Consider the following 18490-nt stretch of genomic DNA (forward strand, 5'->3'; position numbering starts at 1 on the left):
CCGCCGTCCTGCTCAATGAAGCCGAAGCCCTTTTCCGAGTTGAACCACTTCACGGTGCCAGTAGCCATTTTAAATCTCCTAAAACAGGGGCAGAGCCGGAAATCCGCACTTTACGAATTCCTCGTCGCCGCAATGACCCCATCCGGAGAGCCGGAAACCGGCAATGACCGGAAAAACAAATGTGCACCTGCCGAAGTTCTCGTCAGGCGCACATAAAGTTCATGGGTACCAAAACTGCAACTCGACTACCGTAGCACGCCCCCGCGGCAGGCGCGCGGGGGAACTTGCCAAGTCAGGAGCCACTTGGCCCGTCCCTTGGCCTACGTCCCGCTTTGCCCTGTCGGCGCCTCCCGGTGTTCTCCGGCCCTTCGCCCGGAATGCCGCTTCCCTACAGCCGCTCGATGATCGTCACGTTCGCCTGGCCGCCGCCCTCGCACATCGTCTGGAGGCCGTAGCGCCCGCCCGTCCGCTCCAGCTCGTGCAGCAGCGTCGTCATCAGCCTGACGCCGGTGGCGCCCAGCGGGTGGCCGAGGGCGATCGCTCCGCCGTTCACGTTCACCCGCCCGGGGTCGGCGCCCGTCTCCTTCAGCCAGGCCAGGGCGACCGGCGCGAAGGCCTCGTTGATCTCGACCAGGTCGATCTCCCCGATCGTCATCCCGGTCTTCTTCAGCGCGTACGCCGTGGCGGGGATCGGCGCCGACAGCATGCGGATGGGGTCCTCGCCCCGTACCGACAGGTGGTGGATGCGGGCGCGCGGCGTCAGCCCGTGCTCCCGTACCGCCCGCTCGGACGCGATCAGCATCGCCGCCGCGCCGTCGGACACCTGGGAGGAGCAGGCGGCGGTGATCGTGCCGCCCTCCATCACCGGTTCGAGTCCCGCCATCTTCTCCAGCGAGGTGTCCCGGCGCGGGCCCTCGTCGACCGTCACGTCCCCGTACGCCACCGTCTCCCGGTCGAAGCGGCCCCCGTCGATCGCCCGCAGCGCCCGCCGGTGCGAGCGGAGGGCGAACTCCTCCATGTCGCGCCGCGAGATCCCCCACTTCTCGGCGATGAGCTGCGCGCCGTGGAACTGGTTGACGGGCGCGTCGCCGTACCGGGCGCGCCAGCCCTCCGAGCCGGCGAACGGGCCCTGCGTCAGTCCCAGCGGCTCGGCGGCCCGGCGGGAGGCGAAGGCGATCGGGATCTGCGTCATGTTCTGGGTGCCGCCCGCGACGACCAGGTCCTGGGTGCCGGAGAGGACTGCCTGCGCGGCGAAGTGGACCGCCTGCTGCGAGGAGCCGCACTGGCGGTCGACGGTCACGCCCGGCACCTCCTCCGGGAGTCCGGCCGCCAGCCAGGACGTGCGCGCGATGTCGCCGGCCTGCGGGCCCACGGTGTCCAGGCAGCCGAAGACGACGTCCTCGACGGCGGACGGGTCGATGCCCGAGCGTTCGACCAGGGCCTTCAGGACGTGCGCGCCGAGGTCGGCGGGGTGGACGGCGCCGAGAGCGCCCTTCCGGCGGCCGACGGGGGTGCGTACCGCTTCGACTATGTAGGCCTCGGCCATGACGACTCCATCCGTAAGGGGTTCACTCACGTACGTACGGCGATTCCGTCCAGCACCATCGACAGGTACTGGCGGGCGATCTCCTCGGGGCTGTGCAGGCCGCCGGGCCGGTACCAGGACGCCGCCACCCACACCGTGTCGCGCACGAAGCGGTACGTGAGGCGGATGTCGAGCTCGTCCCGGAAGACGCCGTCGGCCACGCCGCGCTCCAGCGTCCCCAGCCACGCCTTCTCGAACTTGGTCTGCGAGTCGGCGAGGTAGTGGAAGCGGGGCTGTGCGGCCAGGTACCTGGACTCCTTCTGGTAGATGGCGACGGCGGCGCGGTGCCGGTCGATCTCCCGGAAGGACTCGGTGACGAGGGCCTCGATGGTCTCCCTGGGGCCGAGCCCGGCGGCGAGCACGGTGTCGTACCCCTCCCACAGCTCGGTCAGGAAGGTCGAGAGGATCTCGTCGAGCATCGATTCCTTGGAATCGAAGTGGTAGTAGAGGCTGCCGGCGAGCATCCCTGCCGCGTCGGCGACCTTGCGGACGGTGGTGGCGTTGTAGCCCTGCGCGGCGAAGACCTCGGCTGCGGTGTCGAGGAGTTCGCGGCGGCGCCGGGGGTCCGCGGTCACCTGGGGCTTCTTCTTGGTAGGCACCTGCTCATTGTGGTCGAGTGCTCACGCATGCCGGCTGCTGACCGAGACCGTCTCCCCCGTCATGTACGAGGAGTAGCCGCTGGCCAGGAAGACGATGACGTTGGCGACCTCCCACGGCTCGGCGTACCGGCCGAAGGCCTCGCGCGCGGTCAGTTCCGCGAGGAGCTCGGGCGTCGTCACCTTCACCAGGTGCGGGTGCATGGCCAGGCTGGGGGCCACGGCGTTGATGCGTACGCCGAACCCGGCCGCCTCCAGCGCCGCGCACCGGGTGAGCGCCATGACGCCCGCTTTCGCGGCGGCGTAGTGGGCCTGTCCTGCCTGGGCGCGCCAGCCGATGACGGACGCGTTGTTGACGATCACGCCGCCGTTGCCGGACTCCTTCATGGCGCGCAGGGCGGCCCTGGTGCACCGGAAGGTGCCGTTCAGGGTCACGTCCAGGACCTTCGACCACTGGTCGTCGGTCATGTCGACGAGGTCGGCTGTGCCGCCGAGCCCGGCGTTGTTGACGACGAGGTCGAGGCCGCCGTGGAGCTCGGCGGCCCGCGCGAAGAGGGCCTGGACCTGGGTCTCGTCGGTGACGTCGCACGGGAGGGAGTCGACCCGGTCGGCCCCGAACTCCTCGGCGAGTGCCTGCTGCGACTCCTTCAGCCGCCGTGCGTGCGCGTCGCCGATGACGACCCGGGCGCCCTCCTCCAGGAAGCGGCGCGCGGTGGCTCCGCCGATCCCGGCCCCGGCCGCGGCGGTGACGACGGCGCTGCGGCCCGCCAGGAGCCCGTGCCCCTTCACGTATGCGGGTGCTGTGCTCACGCCCGTACCTCCTCGGGAAGTCCGAGCACGCGCTCGGCGATGATGGTGCGCCTGACCTCGGCGAGGTCCGAACCCGCGTCCGGCTCGCGCATGCCTCGTGTTCCCGGCCGGGACCGCCCAGGCCCTTCAACCCGGCGAATTCTCCCCCGAGTTGATCCCGTAGCCAGTTCCGGATCCCGGTGCGGAACTCCTCGACGCTACTCATGGCCGTACGTTAACCTACCAAACACTTGTTAGGGAAGGATGGTTCCGCCATGCCAGCCGAGACGCCCGGCACAGCCGATGCGCCCGATGCGGCCGACGCACCCGCCGCCGAACCCGTGCGGTACGAACGCCGGGGCCCGGTCGCGTACGTCACCCTCAACCGGCCCCGCTACCGCAACGCCCAGAACTCCGCGATGACGTACGCCCTGGACGCCGCCTTCTACCGGGCCTCGGCGGACGACGGGGTCAAGGTGATCGTCCTGGCCGGCGCGGGCGAGCACTTCTCCGCCGGGCACGACATCGGCACCCCCGAGCGCGACGCCCACCTGCCCTTCGAGCGGCGGGCGGGCCTGTGGTGGGACCACTCGGACAAGGCGGGGGCGGAGAGCAGGTTCGCCCGCGAGTCCGAGGTGTACCTGGGGATGTGCAGGCGGTGGCGCGAGCTGCCGAAGCCGGTCGTGGCGTCCGTGCAGGGGGCGTGCGTGGCGGGCGGGCTGATGCTGGCGTGGATCTGCGACCTGATCGTGGCCTCCGACGACGCGTTCTTCGCCGATCCCGTCGTACGGATGGGCATCCCGGGCGTCGAGTACTTCGCGCACCCGTGGGTGATGCCGCCACGCATCGCGAAGGAGTTCCTGTTCACCGGCGACCGGATGAGCGCGCACCGGGCGTACGAGGTCGGGATGGTCAACCGGGTCGTCCCGCGCGCCGAACTGTCCGACCGCACAAGTGAGTTGGCGGAGAGGATCGCCGAGATGCCGCGTCTCGGCCTCGCCCTCACCAAGCGCGCCGTCAACCAGGCCGAGGACCTCCAGGGCCTGCACACCGGAATGGACTCCGTCTTCGGCCTGCACCACCTCGCGCACGCGCACAACGCGGAGACCGCGAAGGACCCACTGGGCGGCGTGGACGTGGCGGCCATGAAGAAGAAGGCGGGCAACTGACCGCCATGGACCTGGACTTCAGCGCCGAGCAGGACGCCTTCCGCACCGAGGCGCGGGAGTGGCTCGCGGCCCACGTCCCCGCCGCCCCGCTCCCCTCCCTGGAAACCGGGGAGGGCTTCGCCGCCCACCGCGAGTGGGAGGCCCGCCTCGCCGCCGACCGCTGGTCGGTCGTGTCGTGGCCCGAGGAGTACGGCGGCCGGGGCGCGGACATCTTCCGGTGGCTGATCTTCGAGGAGGAGTACTTCGCCGCGGGCGCACCCGGCCGGGTCTCGCAGAACGGCATCAATCTCCTCGCCCCGACCCTCTTCGACCACGCGACGGTCGAACAGCGGGCGCGCGTGCTGCCGTCGATGGCGACGGGGGAGGTCGTCTGGGCGCAGGCCTGGTCCGAGCCCGAATCGGGTTCCGACCTCGCGTCGCTGCGCTCGACCGCCGTACGCACGAAGGGCGGTTGGCTGCTCTCGGGCCAGAAGACGTGGTCGTCGCGGGCGGCCTTCGCGGACCGCGCGTTCGGCATCTTCCGCACCGACCCGGACGCGGACAGGCCGCACCGGGGGCTGACGTACCTGATGTTCGACCTGCGCGCACCCGGGGTCACCGTCCGCCCCATCGGGCGGCTCGACGGCAGGCCCGCCTTCGCGGAGCTGTTCCTCGACGGGGTCTTCGTGCCCGACGAGGACGTCATCGGGGAGCCGGGGCAGGGCTGGCGGATCGCCATGTCGGCCACCGGCAACGAGCGCGGGCTGATGCTCCGCTCCCCCGGCCGCTTCACGGCCGCCGCCGGCCGGCTGGCCGCCGACTGGCGCACGCGCGCGGACCCGTCCGACACGGCGATGCGGGACAGGGTCGCGGACGCGCTGATCGGGGCGCGCGCCTACCAGCTCTTCACCTGGGAAGCCGCCTCGCGCTTCGCCGCGGGGGAACCCATCGGCGCCGAGTCCAGCCTGAACAAGGTCTTCTGGTCCGAGTACGACATCGCCCTGCACGAGAGCGCCCTCGACCTCATGGGGTTCGAAGGCGAGTTGGCTGTCGGCGAGTGGGCGGAGGGGTATCTCTTCTCGCTCGCTGGACCGATCTACGCCGGTACGAACGAGATCCAGCGCGACATCATCGCCGAGCGCCTGCTCGGCCTCCCGAAGGGCCGCCGCTGATGCGCTTCCTGCTGAGCCGTGAACAGCGGGACTTCGCCCGCTCGCTCGACGCGATGCTGACCGCGGCCGACACCCCGGCGGCCGTACGGGCCTGGGAGGCCGGGGACCACGGCCCTGGCCGCGCGCTGTGGGCGCGGATCGCGGAGGCGGGCGTCTTCGCGCTCGCCGTCCCCGAGCCGTACGAAGGGGTGGGCGTGCTGACGGTCGAACTCGCGCTCGCCCTCCGTGAGTTGGGCAGGCATGTCGTTCCCGGCCCGTATGTGGAGACGGCTGCGGCGGCGGTGCTGCTCGCGGGCGACGCGTCCCTGGCCAAGGAGTGGCTGCCGCGGATCGCGGCGGGCGAGGCGATGGTGACCCTGACGGAGGGCGGCGGGTACGCGCTGGACGCGGACGCAGCCGACGCCGTGTTCGTACTGTCGCCGGAGCCCGCCCTCGTCCCGGCCGGCGGGGAGCTGCACATGTCGGCGGACCCGGCGCGGCGGCTGTACCGCCCGGGGGCGGGCAGGCCGATCCAGGTGACATCCGAAGTGACCGACGCGGCACGGGACTTCGCGTGTCTGCTGACCGCCGCGCAGGCGCTCGGCGTCGGTGACGCGCTGCTTGCGCAGACGGTCTCGTACGTGAAGCAGCGCACCCAGTTCGGTACGCCGATCGGTGCCTTCCAGGCGGTGAAGCACCGGCTCGCGGACACCCTGGTCGGGCTCGAATTCGCCCGGCCGCTGCTGTACGGGGCGGCGCTGAGCATGGCCCCGGCCGACATCGCGGCGGCGAAGGTGGGCGCGGGCGAGGCGGCGTACGCGGCGGCCCTCACCGCGCTCCAGTTGCACGGGGCGATCGGCTACACCCAGGAACTCGACCTCTCGCTGTGGCTGCGGAAGGCCAGGCCGCTGCGGGACGCATGGGGGACGCCGGCGCAGTGCAGGGCGCGGGTGGTGGAGGGGTAACGGGGTGGCAGGCTGCCGGTGCAGTGCGACCCCTGTCCTCGGCGCATGATCGCCAGACTTCGGTGCACCGTTCTCGACTGACCCGGCCCGCTCCAACTCGCGGGTTTCTGTTCGGCGTTGGTGGGCGGGACGGTCGACCGTCCCGACCCGCAGTGGTCCGTGGACGACGACCGGGCGACCGTCCACACCCCGGACGGCCAGGTCCTCGCCTTCCAGCGCGCCGCGGACCTCCGCCCGCCGCGCCGGCCGGACCCTCGCTCTCCGCAGCAGCTCCACCTGCACCTGGCGGTCCCGGACCTGGCCGCCGCGCACCCGGAGGTCGTGGCGCCGGGCGTGACCGATCGGCCCGCCGCGCGTTGGGCAGGGCATGAAGAAACGAAGCGTGGCCGCTGTCGCCTCTCTCGCCGCCGGTTTTGTCGCCGCCCTGGTCTCCCCCGCCCCGGGTGCGCACGCCGCCGAGCCCACCGACCGGATCGGTCCGGTGCCCGTCTCGGGCGAGCTGCTCGACGAGGTCCGGGACACCGCGACGCACGACGTCACCCGGACCGCCGCCCTGGCCGCCATCGACGTCGCCCAGGCGGGGCAGGCCGCGACCGGGAAGTAGTCCCTACCGGCCGGGACGCCCCGTGCCGCTGTGCCCCCGCACCTCAGGTCTCCCGGTGCGGGGGCACAGTCGTCTTCAGCCGTGCCGCACCGTGATGACCGCCGCGCGGCCGTCGGCGTGCAGGGCGCCCGGATCCTCCGTGCACACCACCGCGTCGTACGGGCCGAGGGTGAGGCCCGCTCCGGGGAGGGCCGCCGGAGCGTCCAGCGCCACGATCACCGTGCTGCCGTGCGGCGGTACCGTCGGCCGGAGCCGCCCCCGTACGACCTCGACGTGCGCCGTGATGTCCGCGCCCCTGCGGTACATGAGGTTGAGATTGACCACCGGGCCGTCGAGGAGACGGCAGTCGGTGGGGACGTCGCCGGGAAAGTGCTGGGGGACGTGGCGCGTGTCGACGAGGCGGGGTTCGGTGCCGTTCAGGGTGAGGGCCATGCCCATGCCCTCGACCATCGTCAGGATGCGGTCGACGTCGGGGAACGCGGAGAACGGGCCGTCGGCGGCGACCTCGGCGAGGCTGACGCGCCACTCGAAGCCGGCTGCCGACGCGCCTGCCGGGAAGCCGGTGATCTCGCGGGTGATGCCGCCGCCGTTCTTCCAGGGGACGGCGGTGCGGTCGGCGGCGCGCAGAATCCTCGTCGTCCTCGTCTCCCTCATCGCAGGACTCCCTGCGCGCGGGCCGCCGTCAGCCAGACCGGGAACTCTCGTACGAGCTGGTCGTAGAGGTCTGCTTCGGGCACGTCGGAGGGGTTCTCACCCGCGTGGAAGTAGCCCGCGTTGTCGACCAACCGCTTTTCGGGTACGGCGAGTTCGTCGAGTCTGCGGAGGAAGTCGAACTGGCTGCTGCGGGTGTTGCCGAAGCCGACGAACTGCCAGAACAGCGGGAGCCCGGCGGCCTTGCAGACGTACTTCTCGGCGGCGAGCTTGTTGACCGGCCCGCCGTCCGTCTGGAAGACCACCAGGGCGGGGGCGGTGGACCCGCTGTCCAGGTAGTGGTCGATGACCGCGTCCATGGCCAGGTGGTAGCTGGTCCTGCCCATGTGGCCGAGGCCCGCGGCGATCTCCTCGACGCGGCCCCGGTGGTTGGCGAGGCCGATGTCGGTGACCGCGTCGACGTCCGTGGAGAAGAAGACGACCGGGACGGTGCCGTCGTCGTCGAAGTGGGCCGCCAGTCCGAGCACCCGGTCGGCGAGGGCCTGCACGCTGCCGTCCTTGTAGTACGGCTTCATCGAGCCCGAGTGGTCGACGACGAGGTAGACGGCCGCGCGCTGCCCGTCCAGGCGGTGCTTGCGCAGGCTGACGCCCGCGCTCTTGTAGAGGCTGACGAGCGCGGGGGCGGTCTCCTCCACCTTGCGGAGGTCGATGGGCATGCGCGGACCCGCTTTCCGTACGTACGATCCGGGCTGCCGAGGTTACGCGATCATGGTCGGGCGGTTCGGGGCGTCGAGGCCCAGGAGTTTCGCCGGACGGCGGCGGTGGGTGGTGGGCGAGCCGAGGAAGTGGGCGGTGCGGTGACCCCTGCCGGGGGGATGGGACGTGCGGGTCGAGCGCGGCTGGTTGCGCAGTTCCCCCGCGACCCCTGTCAGGTGGCCTCGGACGTGCGGGTTGAGCGTGGCCGGGCGCGCAGTTCCCCGCGCCCCTTGGGGGGCGCGCCCGTGCCGGGTGCCCTCTACGGGCGGGTGTCTCGTTCCAGGTTTTCGATGTCGGTGAGCATTTCGTCGGCGAGGTCGCGTTCCGAGGCGTAGTAGCGCTCGGCCCACTTCAGGGTCAGGGTCGGGTACGCCCAGGCCGCCTCGTCCTTCGCGCCCTCCACGTCCGCGACGGCGCGACGGCGCATCTTCTCCGCGAACTCCCGGTGCCGGGCGAGGACTTCGCGCATCTGCTCGGGTGCGAGCAGGTGGCCGAGCCAGAGCCGCAGCATCGGGCCGTGCTTGAGGACCGGCGGGTCGACGGGGGCCTCGCGGGCCCAGCGGCGTACCGCGTCCATGCCTGAGCCGGTGATCCGGTAGACCCGCTTGTCGCGCGTCCCGGTCTCCTGGGCGACCAGGCGCGAGGAGGCGTATCCGGCCTTCTCCAGCCGCTTCAGCTCGCTGTAGATCTGGCTGAACGACGGGCTCCAGTAGAAGAACCGCAGCGACCGGTCCGACCACTTCTTCAGGTCGTAGCCGGACAGCTCCTGCCCGAAGGAGAGCAGTCCGAGCACCGCCCAGCTCGTCGCGGGCAGCCCCGGGAGGGCCGCCTCCGCACCGCCGTCGCGCACACCCTCGCCTGCTGCTTCCTTCTTCGCCACGCCCGGCAGTCTACGGGCGGACCCCGCGCTCCCCCTTCCTCAGGACGGGGCATACCTGCTAGAAGCATTCCTATTAGGAATAACCAGGATGGGCCGAGGGAGGACCACCGCATGGATCGACTACGTCGAGCAACTGCGCGAGATCGGCGTCGACGAGGTGAGGTGCCTGATCCAGATGGGCACGGTCCCGCAGGAGGCGTGCACGGAGACCGTCCGCCAGTGGGGCGAGACGGTGATTCCCCACTTCAAGGCCTTGGAGGGCAAGTGAGCATCACGCTGGAGGGAAAGGTCGTCGTCGTCACCGGGGCCGGCCGTGGCCAGGGTGCGGCCGAGGCCCGGCTGTTGGCCGAGGCCGGGGCGCGGGTGGTCGCCACGGACATCAGGGAGGAGGAGGGCCGCGAGGTCGTCAAGTCCCTTGGCGGGCAAGGGCTGTTCGTACGGCACGACGTGTCGGACGCGGCGAGCTGGGCGGAGGTGGCGACGGCCGCGCGGGAGACCTTCGGCCGGATCGACGCCCTGGTCAACAACGCCGCCCTGTGGCGGACCGCGTCCGTCGAGAAGGAGACCCGGGAGAACTTCGAGGCCCTGTTCCGGGTCAATCTCCTCGGCCCCTTCCTCGGCATCCAGGCGGTGCTGCCCGCGCTCAGGGAGGCGGGCGGCGGCGTGATCGTCAACGTGTCGTCGACGGCGGGCCTGGTCGGCATCCCCGGCCACGCGGCGTACGGGTCGACGAAGTTCGCCCTGCGCGGGCTGACCCGGTCGTCCGCGCTGGACCTGGCGAAGTACCGGGTCAGGGTCAACTCCGTGCACCCGGGCGCGATCGACACCCCGATGATCGCGGTCACGGCCGGCCGGGACTGGTCGCATCTGCCGCTGGGCCGGATGGGACACCCGGAGGAGGTCGGCGAGCTGGTGCGGTTCCTGGTGTCGGACGCGTCGTCGTACATCACGGGCGCGGAATTCACCGTCGACGGCGGTTCCACGGCCGGATGAAGCGGATCGGCGGGCGGCCGACACGGACCCACGGCCGGATGACGCGGACCCACGGCCGGATGACGCGGACCCACGGGCGGTCGACACGGACCCACGGGCGGTCGACACGGACCCACGACCGGATGACGCGGACCCACGGGCGGTCGAAGCCGCCCGGCCCGCTCACCTCATCGGGTACCGGCTGATCGACCGGCACATCACCAGCCGGTGCTCGCCGGGGCCCGAGTAGTCCGCCACGTCGGCCTCCAGGACGAAGTCGAGGGAGCGGAAGAGCCCGACAGCCGCACGGTTGCCGGGCTCCACGCTCGCCCGGATCTCGTCCACTCCGCTCCGCTCGGCCAGCCGCACCGCCTCGGACAGCAGCCTCCGGCCGTGACCGCAGCCCTGGAACCGCTTGTCGACGACCAGGCTGAGGAGCCAGCTCTCCCAGGAGCGGGCGGCGTTGGCGATCAGTACGTACCCGGCGAGGCCGGTGCTCTCGTCACCGACGTCGAGCGCCAGCAGCCCCGCGCCGTGCACGTCGAGCAACTGGCGCAGCACGGGGTACCCGTAGCCCTCGCCTCCGTAGGCCGCGCAGTCCAGCGCGACCAGCCGGGGGAGGTCACGCTCCGTAGCGGTCCGGACTTCCGCCGATTCGGTGCACTTCGGTAAAAAGCTCTCCTTTTGAGGCCACATACCGTCCTCATTTCTCTCGTCCCCCGGCGACTACGCACGAACCGTGTCACTCGGTGTACTCGCCGGAGGCCGTTCTGTCCAGCTCCGGCGCCGGGATCGGGACGGGGACCCGGGGGACGGACACGAGCCCCTGCGGCAAAGGGACTTGACCTCAAGTGCGCTTCAGATCGGAGGGTGGCGCTCATGAAGCCGATACGCGTCACCCGCCCCGCGCTCACCCTGCTGATCGTGCTGCTCGGTTATCTCACGCTCCCCATGTCGATGTCGGGCACGACCATCGCCCTCCCGGAGATCGGCCGTGCCCTCGACGCGTCGGGGCCCTCCCTCCAGTGGGTGGTCACCGGCTACTTCCTCACCGCGTCGGCCGTGATGCTCGTCGCGGGTTCGCTCGGTGACCTGTTCGGCCGGCGCAAGGTGTACGCGACGGGCGCCGCCCTCTACACGGCGGGTACCTTCGTCGCCTCCACCGCCCACGACATCCTGGTCCTGGACGTGGCGCGCACCCTGTCCGGTGTCGGCGCGGCCGGGGTGATGGCGGGCGGCGGCGCGATCCTGGCCGCCACCTTCGAAGTGGCCGCCAGGACACGGGTGTTCGCGGCGGTCGGCACGGTCGCGGGCATCGGCATCGCGGTCGGCCCTTCGCTGTCCGGGCTGCTGGTCGGCTCCTTCGGGTGGCGTACGGCCTTCCTGGTGTTCGGCGTGGCCGGGGTCGTGATCCTCGTCGCCACGCTCTTCATGCAGGAGTCGCGGGCGGCGCAGCGGCCGAAGGTGGACCGGCCGGGTGCGGTGACGTTCATCGCCGGTCTCGGACTGACCATGTTCGCGATCACCCAGAGCGGGGCGGCCCGCTGGGCCGGACTGGCGGCCGGTCTCGCCCTGCTCGCGCTCTTCGTGCGCGTCGAGCGCCGCAGCAGCCACCCCCTGCTGGACCTGGCGCTGGTCCGGGACCGGCGCTTCATGGGCTGGATCGTGGGCGGCACGGCCATCGCGCTCGGTTCGTCCGGCGTCATGATCTACTTCCCGACCTACCTCCAGGGTGCGAACGGACTCTCGGCGAACGCCGCGGGCCTGGTGATGCTGCTGATGACGGCTCCGGTGTTCGTCGTCCCGCAGCTCGGCGCCCGGCTGATCGGCCGGGGCGTGCTCCCCCGCCATCTGCTGGTCACCGCGCTCGCCCTGTCCGCCACCGGCAACGCGCTCCTCGTCGTGCTCCTGCACCCGGGCGTCGGGGCGGCGCAACTGGCCGCGCCCCTCGCCCTGATCGGCATCGCGAACGGCCTCGCCATGGGGCTGGTCGACGGTCAGGCGATGAGCATGGTCGACCAGTCCCGCATCGGCATGGCGTCCGGTCTCCTCAACACGGTCAGGGCCGGCTCGAACTCACTGATGCTGGCCGTCTTCGGGGCGGCCCTGATCGGACTGCTCGGGGTGCGGCTCGGCGACGGCGAGCTGGCCGCCGACGTGGCGGCCGGCAGGCTGGAGGGAGCCCGACAGGCGCTGCTCGCGACGGAGTTCACGTACGCGTGGAAGCTCGCGCTGATCGTGGTGGCGGTCGTCATGACGGGGGCCGCGCTCCTCGTGCGGTGGATGCTCCACCCCGTACCCGAAACGCCCGGCACTGAGCAGCCCGGCGCCGAGGAGCCTGGTGCCGAGGAGCCCGACACCGAGCAGCCCGGCGCCGAGCGGCCCGACGCCGAGCGGCCCGACGCCGAGCGGCCCGACGCCGAACCGCGCGACGCCGAACCGCTCACGGCCTCCGGAGCTCTTCTCCCAGCGGCAGCCGGTGCACCCCCGGAAGGAACTCGTCCAGCTCTCCGGGGGTGAAGCGGGCCATGCCCACCGCGTGCCAGAACTCGCCGTCCACGTCTCCGTCGCTCTTGTACCCGCCGCCCGGGGTGAGCGCCGCCCACGCGTCCGGCACGCCGACCAGGATGGCCCGCAGGGTCGCGGAGCCGTCGGGCCGCAGGTTCCACAGCCGGACCGTGCCGTCCTCGCCGCCGCTGGCCAGCGTCGTACCGTCCGGGGAGAATTCGACCGACAGCACGCGGCCGGTGTGCCCGGTCAGGTCGGCGACCTGCTGACCGGTACCGGCGTCCCAGAGCAGGATGCGGCGGTCGTCGCCGGCCGCCGCGACCAGGGGGCGGGTGGGGTGGGCGGCCACCGTCCAGAACCGGCCGCCGAGCCCTTCGAACCGGTGCACGACCTCGCCGTCCCGCCAGATCAGAACGGTGCCGTCCCAGCCCGCGCTGACCAGCCACTCCCCCTGCACGGTCTGCCCGCTCTGCCCGCCCGACCCGAAGGCGACGCCGTACACCCGGTCCGTGTGCCCGGTCAGGTCGGCGAGCAGCTCGCCGGTCGTGCCGTCGCAGATCCGTACGTGGCTGTCGTCGCAGCCGGTGGCGAGGACGGCGCTGCCGGGACGGAACGCGATGGAGCGGACCCGGCCCCGGTGCTGGTCGAGCTCGGAGACGTGGGCGCCGGTGGAGCGGTACCACAGGCGTACGGAGTCGTCGTCGTTGGCGGTGGCGAGCAGGACGCCGTCGCTGCTGAAGGCGACCGCCCAGACGTGTTCGGTCTCCGCGTCGAACTCGCGGAGGTACTCGCCGCCCGCCGGGTTCCACAGGTAGATGTCGCCGTCGTTGCTCGCGGTGGCGAGTACGGCTTCGGCGGGGCTGAAGGCGGCGGACACCAACCGGTCGCCGCGTCCTGTGAGTTCGTGGCTGCGCTGCCCGGTGCGGGTGTCCCACAGGCGGACGACGCCGTCGTTGCCGGTGGCGGCGAGCTGGCCGCCGTCCGCGCTGAACGCGACGGAGGCGACGCGGCGGCCGTGGCCGCGCAGGATGCGTTTGCCCTGGCCCGTCGCGGCGTCCCAGATGCGGGCGCCGCCGTCGTTGCCGACGGTGAGGAGCTGGCTGTCGCCGGGGCGGAACGCGCAGGCCCAGGCGGCGCCCCGGTGCTCGGCGGGCTGGCGGGGGCGCAGCGTGACGGTGTGGCCGCCGCTGCGGCGGTCGGTGACCGTCCACACGCGGACGGCGCCGTCGCTGTCGCAGGCGGCGAGGAGCTTGCCGTCGTCGCCGAAGAGGACCTGGTAGACGGCGCCGGTGAAGCTTTCCAGGGTTCCGGCGGGGGTGCCGACGACGGGGTCCCAGAGGCGGATCCGGCCCTCGGTGTCGCCGCTGGCGAGGAGGGTGCCCGAGGGGTGGAAGTCGAGGGTGTAGACGCGTCCCGCGTGGCCGGTGAGTTCGTGCAGGAGGCGGGTGCCTTCGGTGGCCCAGATGCGGACCGTGCCGTGGGCGCCCGCATCTTCCGCGCCCATGTCGGCGGTGGCGAAGATGCTGCCGTCCGGGCTGAACCGGGCCCGGTAGACGGCCCCTTGGTGTCCCGGGGCCTCCTGGACGCAGCGGCCGGTGGCCAGGTCCCAGACGCGGACGCGGGCGCCCGCGTCGCCGGTGACCAGGAGGCGGCCGTCCGGGCTGAAGACGGTCGTGTAGACGGGTGCGGTGTGCCCCGGCAGCCGGTGCAGGGGCTGCCCGGTGGCGGTGTCCCAGACGGTGACCAGGCCCTCCCGGTCGCCGGTGGCGAGGCGGCTGCCCGCCGTGTCGAGGGAGACGGGCCACACCCCGTCGGGGTGGACCTCCAGGCGGTGCAGGCAGCGCCCGGAGACCGGGTCCCACAGGCGTACGGTCCCGTCGGCGCCGCCCGTCGCGATGGTGTCGGGGCGGAACTTCACCGCGTACACGCGGCCGACGTGCCCCTGGAGGGTGCGCAGCGCGAGGCCGTTGTCGGTGCCGCACAGCAGGACGCCGCCGTCCTCGCTGCCGACGGCGAGGAGTTCGCCGTCGGGGCTGTACGCGATGGGCTCGGGGAGCCTGCTCGTCCGCATGTCGAAGCCGTACGGGACGCCCACGGCTGACGGCCGGAAGCCGGCCTCCACGGGCATGCCGGGGGCGACGGCGGCGCGCCGCAGTTCGGGGGCGGTGCGCACGGCCTCGTCCATCCGGACGTCGATGAGGGCGGCGCGCGGCCAGTTGCTGCCGGTCAGCGTGGCGCCTTCGAGGCGGGCCCGGGTGAGGCGGGCGCGGGCGAGGTCGGCGCGGGTGAGGTCGGCTCCGGTGAGGTCGGCGCGGTCGAGACGGGCGCCGACGAGGGTGGCGTCCGTGAGGTCGGCGCGGGAGAGGTTGGCGCCGACGAGGGTGGCGTCGGTGAGGTCGGCGCCGGTCAGGTCGACGCCGGAGAAGTCGCGGTGCGAGAGGTCCTCACCGGCGAGACGGGCGCCGCGCAGGTCGGCGTGCGAGGGCACCTTGAGGCGGTTGCTGATGCGTACGGCGTTGGCGCGGGCGGCGTCCGAGCCGCCGTGTCCCGGGGTGTCGAGGACGTTGCGGACCCAGCGGACGCACTTCTCGTGGTCGGCGAGGTCGCAGAGGAACTCCACGGAGAGCTGGCTGAGAAGTCCGGCGGACAGCAGTCCGTACTGCCCGCGGCCGAGCTGGGCGGCGGCCTCGCGGGCGACGAGCCACTCCACGACGGAGCCGTGGATGAACTGGAACACCCCCTCGTCGGAACGTACGAGAAGGGTGCCCGCGCCGACGGCCTGCGCGGACTCGTGGACCGTCATCGGGGACGCGGTGAGCCCGGTGAGGGTGCGGGCGGACAGATCGGTGAGCTCGTCGAGCCGCAGGGCGGAGCGCCCGGACTCCCACAGCCGCAGGGCGAGTGCGGTGACGGCCTTCCACAGGGCGTCGATGTTCAGTCCCGGCGGGGCGCCGGGGCCGCCCTGGCCGCGTACTTCCTCGTAGCTCAGCCAGGCGGTGAACACGTCCTCGTACAGGCGCGCCGGGCTGAGGGCGCGGCCCGCGCCCGCGACGGTGCGCAGTTGGTCGGCGGAGAGGTCGGCGACGAAGGACAGCAGACGGGGGTTGCGGCACAGGGCGAGGAGGTCGGGGATGCCCTGGAGGAGGTGGAAGCGCTGTTCGGCGACGTGGGCGTCGGCATAGGTGTTGCGCAGGTAGGCGTGGATCTGCTGCGGGGTGAACCCTTCGACGGACAGCACCTTGCGCTGCGGGAGGAGGCCGACCTGCTCGCCGAGTGCGGTGAGGACCTGCTGCTGGTTCTTGAAGTGCTGGGTGCGGCTGCTCACCACGATCTTGGTGTTGCCGACGCAGGCGTCGATGAGGACCTTGAGGTGGTCGGCGGCGCTGTCGTAGCTGACCCGGTTGACGAGTTCGTCGAAGCCGTCGAAGAGGAGGACGACGCGGCCCTGGGCGAGCATGTAGCGCAGGGCCCGCAGGTCGATGGTGTCGACGTGGTGGCTCGCCAGGTGGGCGGCGACCAGGCCTTCCAGGCTCTGGGCCCGGTCGAGTGTGTTGAGCGGGATCAACAGCGGGATCAGGTGCGGGAGTTGCTCGGGGATGCGGCGGGCCAGCTCGCGCAGGGCGAAGGTCTTGCCGTGGCCGAAGTCGCCGAGGAGGAGCACGAAGCGGCCGTGGTCGTCGTCGAGGAGTTCGAGGAGTGCCTCCACGAGGCCGTCGCGTTCGGCGGCGCCCTGGCCGTCGCGGCGGGAGGTGTCGCGGTAGCGCTGCGGGAGGTACAGGTCGGGGGCGTACTGGCCGCCCGCGTGCAGGTGCGCGCTCTGGGCGGCGACGTGTCCGCGCAGGTCGAGCAGCCCTTGGAACTGGAGGAAGCTGCGCACCTGGACGCGCACCCCGTGTCGGGCGGCGCGTTCGCGCAGGCCGCGCTCCGGGGCGTCGCCCGCGTACACGAGGACGGCTTCGGCCGTGTCGTTGCTGGTGGCGGCGCTCGCGTGGACCTGCGCGGCGAACCGGTCGAGGTCGTCCTCGGTGGGGGTGGAGGGGTGGACGGCGATGCGCTGCTGGCGCACGACGCCGTCCTCCTGCCAGGTGGCCAGTATCTGCGCCATGTCCTCGGGCGAGCGGCGGGCCGCGTCACGGAGGCTGACGCCCTCGCGGCGGACCCGGCAGATCTCCTTGACGCGCTCCACGAGGGAGTCGGCGGGGTCGGCCGGGGGTTCCGGCTGCGGCGGTACGTCGGCGAAGGCGAGGTCCGGCAGGTCGGGGACGGGAAAGACGCGGGAGGTGCGGTGCCAGTCGGCGGCGAAGGACTGCGGGGCGGCGGCGGGGCGGTCGCTCCAGCGCTCGGCGCCGTCGGCGGTGATCCGGAGCAGTTGGAAGCGGGCGGGGGCGGCGGCGCCGAAGACCTGGAGGGGGGCGGGGCCGGACTTCGCGGCGCCGGGGCCGGCCGCCGGCTCCGAGTGGCTCGGCCGCCCGGTGTCCGTGCGCGGTCCGCCCGTCGGCCCGTGCAGCAGCAGGTTCAGGCGGGGTGCGGCGAGCCGGGCGAAGGTGTCGGCGTCGCGCAGGGCGCCGGGGCCGCCCGCCGCGTCGCCCGGCCGGTGCGCGGCGGTGAGCGGGTGCCGCAGCGCGCCGATGCGGAGCCAGCCCTCCGCCTCGTACCGGCGCAGGGACTCGGCGAACCAGGCGGCCTGGTCGCGGCCGATCAGTCCGTACTGCTCCTCGGGGCGGTGGCTGAAGGCGATGGAGGAGTTGAATCCGGCGACGACCGTGTGCAGTTCCGGCACCGGGAACAGGGTCCACGGCTGGTCGCTGTCGAAGACGGTGTCCAGACCCTGGTAGAAGCTGCGGAACAGCCGGGTGTAGTGCCGCCACTTCGGCCAGTACGGAGGCTGCGGGGCGACCTCGTCGGCCTCGCAGGTGTGGAAGTAGCCCAGGCAGGCGGCCTGGCTGACGTCCTGCCCGCCGGGCACGATGACGACGCGCTGCGGCGGCAGTTCCAATTGGGAGCGCAGCGCGGTGAGGAAGCTGAGGGCCTGGTCGCACTCGCGGGGGCTGCCCGATGCGGTGAGGTCGCCGGTGACCACGAGGAGGCCGGGGTCGGGGGCGCCCGCGTCGCGGAGTTCGATGAGGTCGCCGCGGATCTCCCGGGCGAGGGTGTCGGGTTCGCGGCCCCGCCCGAAGTCGGGCCCGGCCAGGTGCAGGACGCTGACCTCGCCCCGGCCGCCGCCGCTGCCGCCGGACAGCGGGTAGGCGGGTGCGCGGACCGGGCGCCGCCGGCCCGCCCAGCCGGGGCCGCCGAGCCTGCTGGGGCCCGCGGGCCCCGGCGCGTCGGGCAGGGCGGACGCCTGGCGCGCGCTGCCGGGGAAGCCGGGGCGGCGCAGGGGTCGGGCGTTGCCGTCCAGGGCCTGTTCGATACGGGTGAGGAGCATGGAGCGGGCGGTCTGCGGGTCGGCGACGCCCACCAGGTCGACGTACGTGAGGGTGGCGAGCAGCCCCTCGATGGGGATGTCCTCCACGCGGACGGTCAGCAGTCTGCGCTCCGGCGCCTGCGGCGAGGCGCGCAGGGCGGCCTGCCACTCCATGCGGCCGTACGTGGAGCGGGCGTAGTGGCGGGAGAGCACGGCGATGACGGCGGCGGACTCGCTGACGCCCCGGTCCATGAAGTCGATGAAGTTGGTGCCCGCGACGAAGTCCCAGGCCTGTACGACGGTCCGGTAGCCGGCCTCCTCCAGCGTCCACGCTATCCAGGACGCCCACTGCTCGTCGGCCGGGGAGTAGCTGATGAAGAAGTCCAACTCACTTGACCCGTCGCCGAGTTCACCGTTGGTCGCCATACGCCTCATGGTAAAGCGCCGTACCAAGGAATTAATGTGGCGCGCGTGCCCCTTC

14 protein-coding genes and 3 pseudogenes are annotated in these 18490 nt (G+C 72.5%); 8 read left to right on the plus strand and 9 right to left on the minus strand.

What is annotated here, in order from left to right; all coding sequences use genetic code 11:
* The 4 genes and pseudogenes from ACWGIG_RS17470 to ACWGIG_RS17485 form a co-directional block, all read right to left on the minus strand.
* A pseudogene (locus ACWGIG_RS17470) lies at window positions 1-68 on the minus strand (cold-shock protein); the annotation flags it as partial.
* A gap of 320 nt (window positions 69-388) precedes the next feature.
* Complete coding sequence (locus tag ACWGIG_RS17475) at window positions 389-1546, minus strand: acetyl-CoA C-acetyltransferase (RefSeq protein WP_453322484.1); 1158 nt, start codon at window positions 1544-1546, stop codon at window positions 389-391.
* Between the two features lie 26 nt (window positions 1547-1572).
* Window positions 1573-2184 (minus strand): TetR/AcrR family transcriptional regulator, encoded by a 612-nt coding sequence (locus ACWGIG_RS17480; RefSeq protein ID WP_453322485.1) that lies wholly within the window; start codon window positions 2182-2184, stop codon window positions 1573-1575.
* A 21-nt stretch (window positions 2185-2205) separates the two neighbouring features.
* Window positions 2206-2991 carry an SDR family oxidoreductase gene (locus ACWGIG_RS17485; RefSeq protein ID WP_453322486.1) on the minus strand — a complete coding sequence of 262 codons (786 nt, stop codon included), beginning with the start codon at window positions 2989-2991 and terminating at the stop codon, window positions 2206-2208.
* A gap of 254 nt (window positions 2992-3245) precedes the next feature.
* Between ACWGIG_RS17485 and ACWGIG_RS17490 the strand changes: the two genes are divergently transcribed.
* From ACWGIG_RS17490 to ACWGIG_RS17510, 5 genes and pseudogenes are all read left to right on the plus strand, one after another.
* Window positions 3246-4139: an enoyl-CoA hydratase gene (locus tag ACWGIG_RS17490; RefSeq protein ID WP_453322487.1), complete on the plus strand. Its 894-nt coding sequence runs from the start codon at window positions 3246-3248 to the stop codon at window positions 4137-4139.
* A 5-nt stretch (window positions 4140-4144) separates the two neighbouring features.
* Window positions 4145-5290, plus strand: a complete 1146-nt coding sequence (locus ACWGIG_RS17495) for an acyl-CoA dehydrogenase family protein (RefSeq protein ID WP_453322488.1) — start codon at window positions 4145-4147, stop codon at window positions 5288-5290.
* A complete protein-coding gene (locus ACWGIG_RS17500) occupies window positions 5290-6234 on the plus strand; it encodes an acyl-CoA dehydrogenase family protein (RefSeq protein ID WP_453322489.1) in 945 nt (314 codons plus the stop codon). The genes ACWGIG_RS17495 and ACWGIG_RS17500 overlap by 1 nt, the downstream gene beginning before the upstream one ends.
* Before the next feature lie 99 nt (window positions 6235-6333).
* A pseudogene (locus ACWGIG_RS17505) lies at window positions 6334-6564 on the plus strand (VOC family protein); the annotation flags it as partial.
* Between the two features lie 52 nt (window positions 6565-6616).
* Window positions 6617-6838, plus strand: a complete 222-nt coding sequence (locus ACWGIG_RS17510) for a hypothetical protein (protein WP_453322490.1) — start codon at window positions 6617-6619, stop codon at window positions 6836-6838.
* Between the two features lie 75 nt (window positions 6839-6913).
* On the opposite strand, the gene ACWGIG_RS17515 is transcribed toward ACWGIG_RS17510, so the two are convergent.
* The 3 genes from ACWGIG_RS17515 to ACWGIG_RS17525 form a co-directional block, all read right to left on the minus strand.
* A complete protein-coding gene (locus ACWGIG_RS17515; RefSeq protein WP_453322491.1) occupies window positions 6914-7492 on the minus strand; it encodes a HutD/Ves family protein in 579 nt (192 codons plus the stop codon).
* The gene (locus ACWGIG_RS17520) at window positions 7489-8205 is read right to left on the minus strand and encodes a VWA domain-containing protein (protein WP_453322492.1); all 717 of its coding nucleotides are present in this window, start codon (window positions 8203-8205) and stop codon (window positions 7489-7491) included. The genes ACWGIG_RS17515 and ACWGIG_RS17520 overlap by 4 nt, the downstream gene beginning before the upstream one ends.
* A gap of 299 nt (window positions 8206-8504) precedes the next feature.
* The gene (locus tag ACWGIG_RS17525; protein WP_453322493.1) at window positions 8505-9125 is read right to left on the minus strand and encodes a PadR family transcriptional regulator; all 621 of its coding nucleotides are present in this window, start codon (window positions 9123-9125) and stop codon (window positions 8505-8507) included.
* A gap of 115 nt (window positions 9126-9240) precedes the next feature.
* Here ACWGIG_RS17525 and ACWGIG_RS17530 point away from each other — a divergent pair.
* Window positions 9241-9393 (plus strand): annotated as a pseudogene (locus ACWGIG_RS17530) (LLM class flavin-dependent oxidoreductase); the annotation flags it as partial.
* A 2-nt stretch (window positions 9394-9395) separates the two neighbouring features.
* Window positions 9396-10118 carry an SDR family NAD(P)-dependent oxidoreductase gene (locus tag ACWGIG_RS17535; RefSeq protein ID WP_453322503.1) on the plus strand — a complete coding sequence of 241 codons (723 nt, stop codon included), beginning with the start codon at window positions 9396-9398 and terminating at the stop codon, window positions 10116-10118.
* 162 nt (window positions 10119-10280) lie between these two features.
* On the opposite strand, the gene ACWGIG_RS17540 is transcribed toward ACWGIG_RS17535, so the two are convergent.
* Window positions 10281-10793, minus strand: coding sequence for an N-acetyltransferase family protein (locus ACWGIG_RS17540; protein WP_453322494.1), 513 nt, complete (start codon window positions 10791-10793; stop codon window positions 10281-10283).
* Between the two features lie 183 nt (window positions 10794-10976).
* Here ACWGIG_RS17540 and ACWGIG_RS17545 point away from each other — a divergent pair, with 183 nt between their 5' ends.
* Entirely contained in the window at window positions 10977-12617 is a 1641-nt protein-coding gene (locus tag ACWGIG_RS17545) for an MFS transporter (protein WP_453322495.1), read from the plus strand.
* Here the strand turns inward: ACWGIG_RS17545 and ACWGIG_RS17550 are convergent.
* Window positions 12541-18435, minus strand: a complete 5895-nt coding sequence (locus ACWGIG_RS17550; RefSeq protein WP_453322496.1) for a WD40 domain-containing protein — start codon at window positions 18433-18435, stop codon at window positions 12541-12543. The genes ACWGIG_RS17545 and ACWGIG_RS17550 overlap by 77 nt on opposite strands.
* Between the last annotated feature and the right edge of the window lie 55 nt (window positions 18436-18490).

This window comes from Streptomyces sp. NPDC054863 (assembly GCF_053610825.1).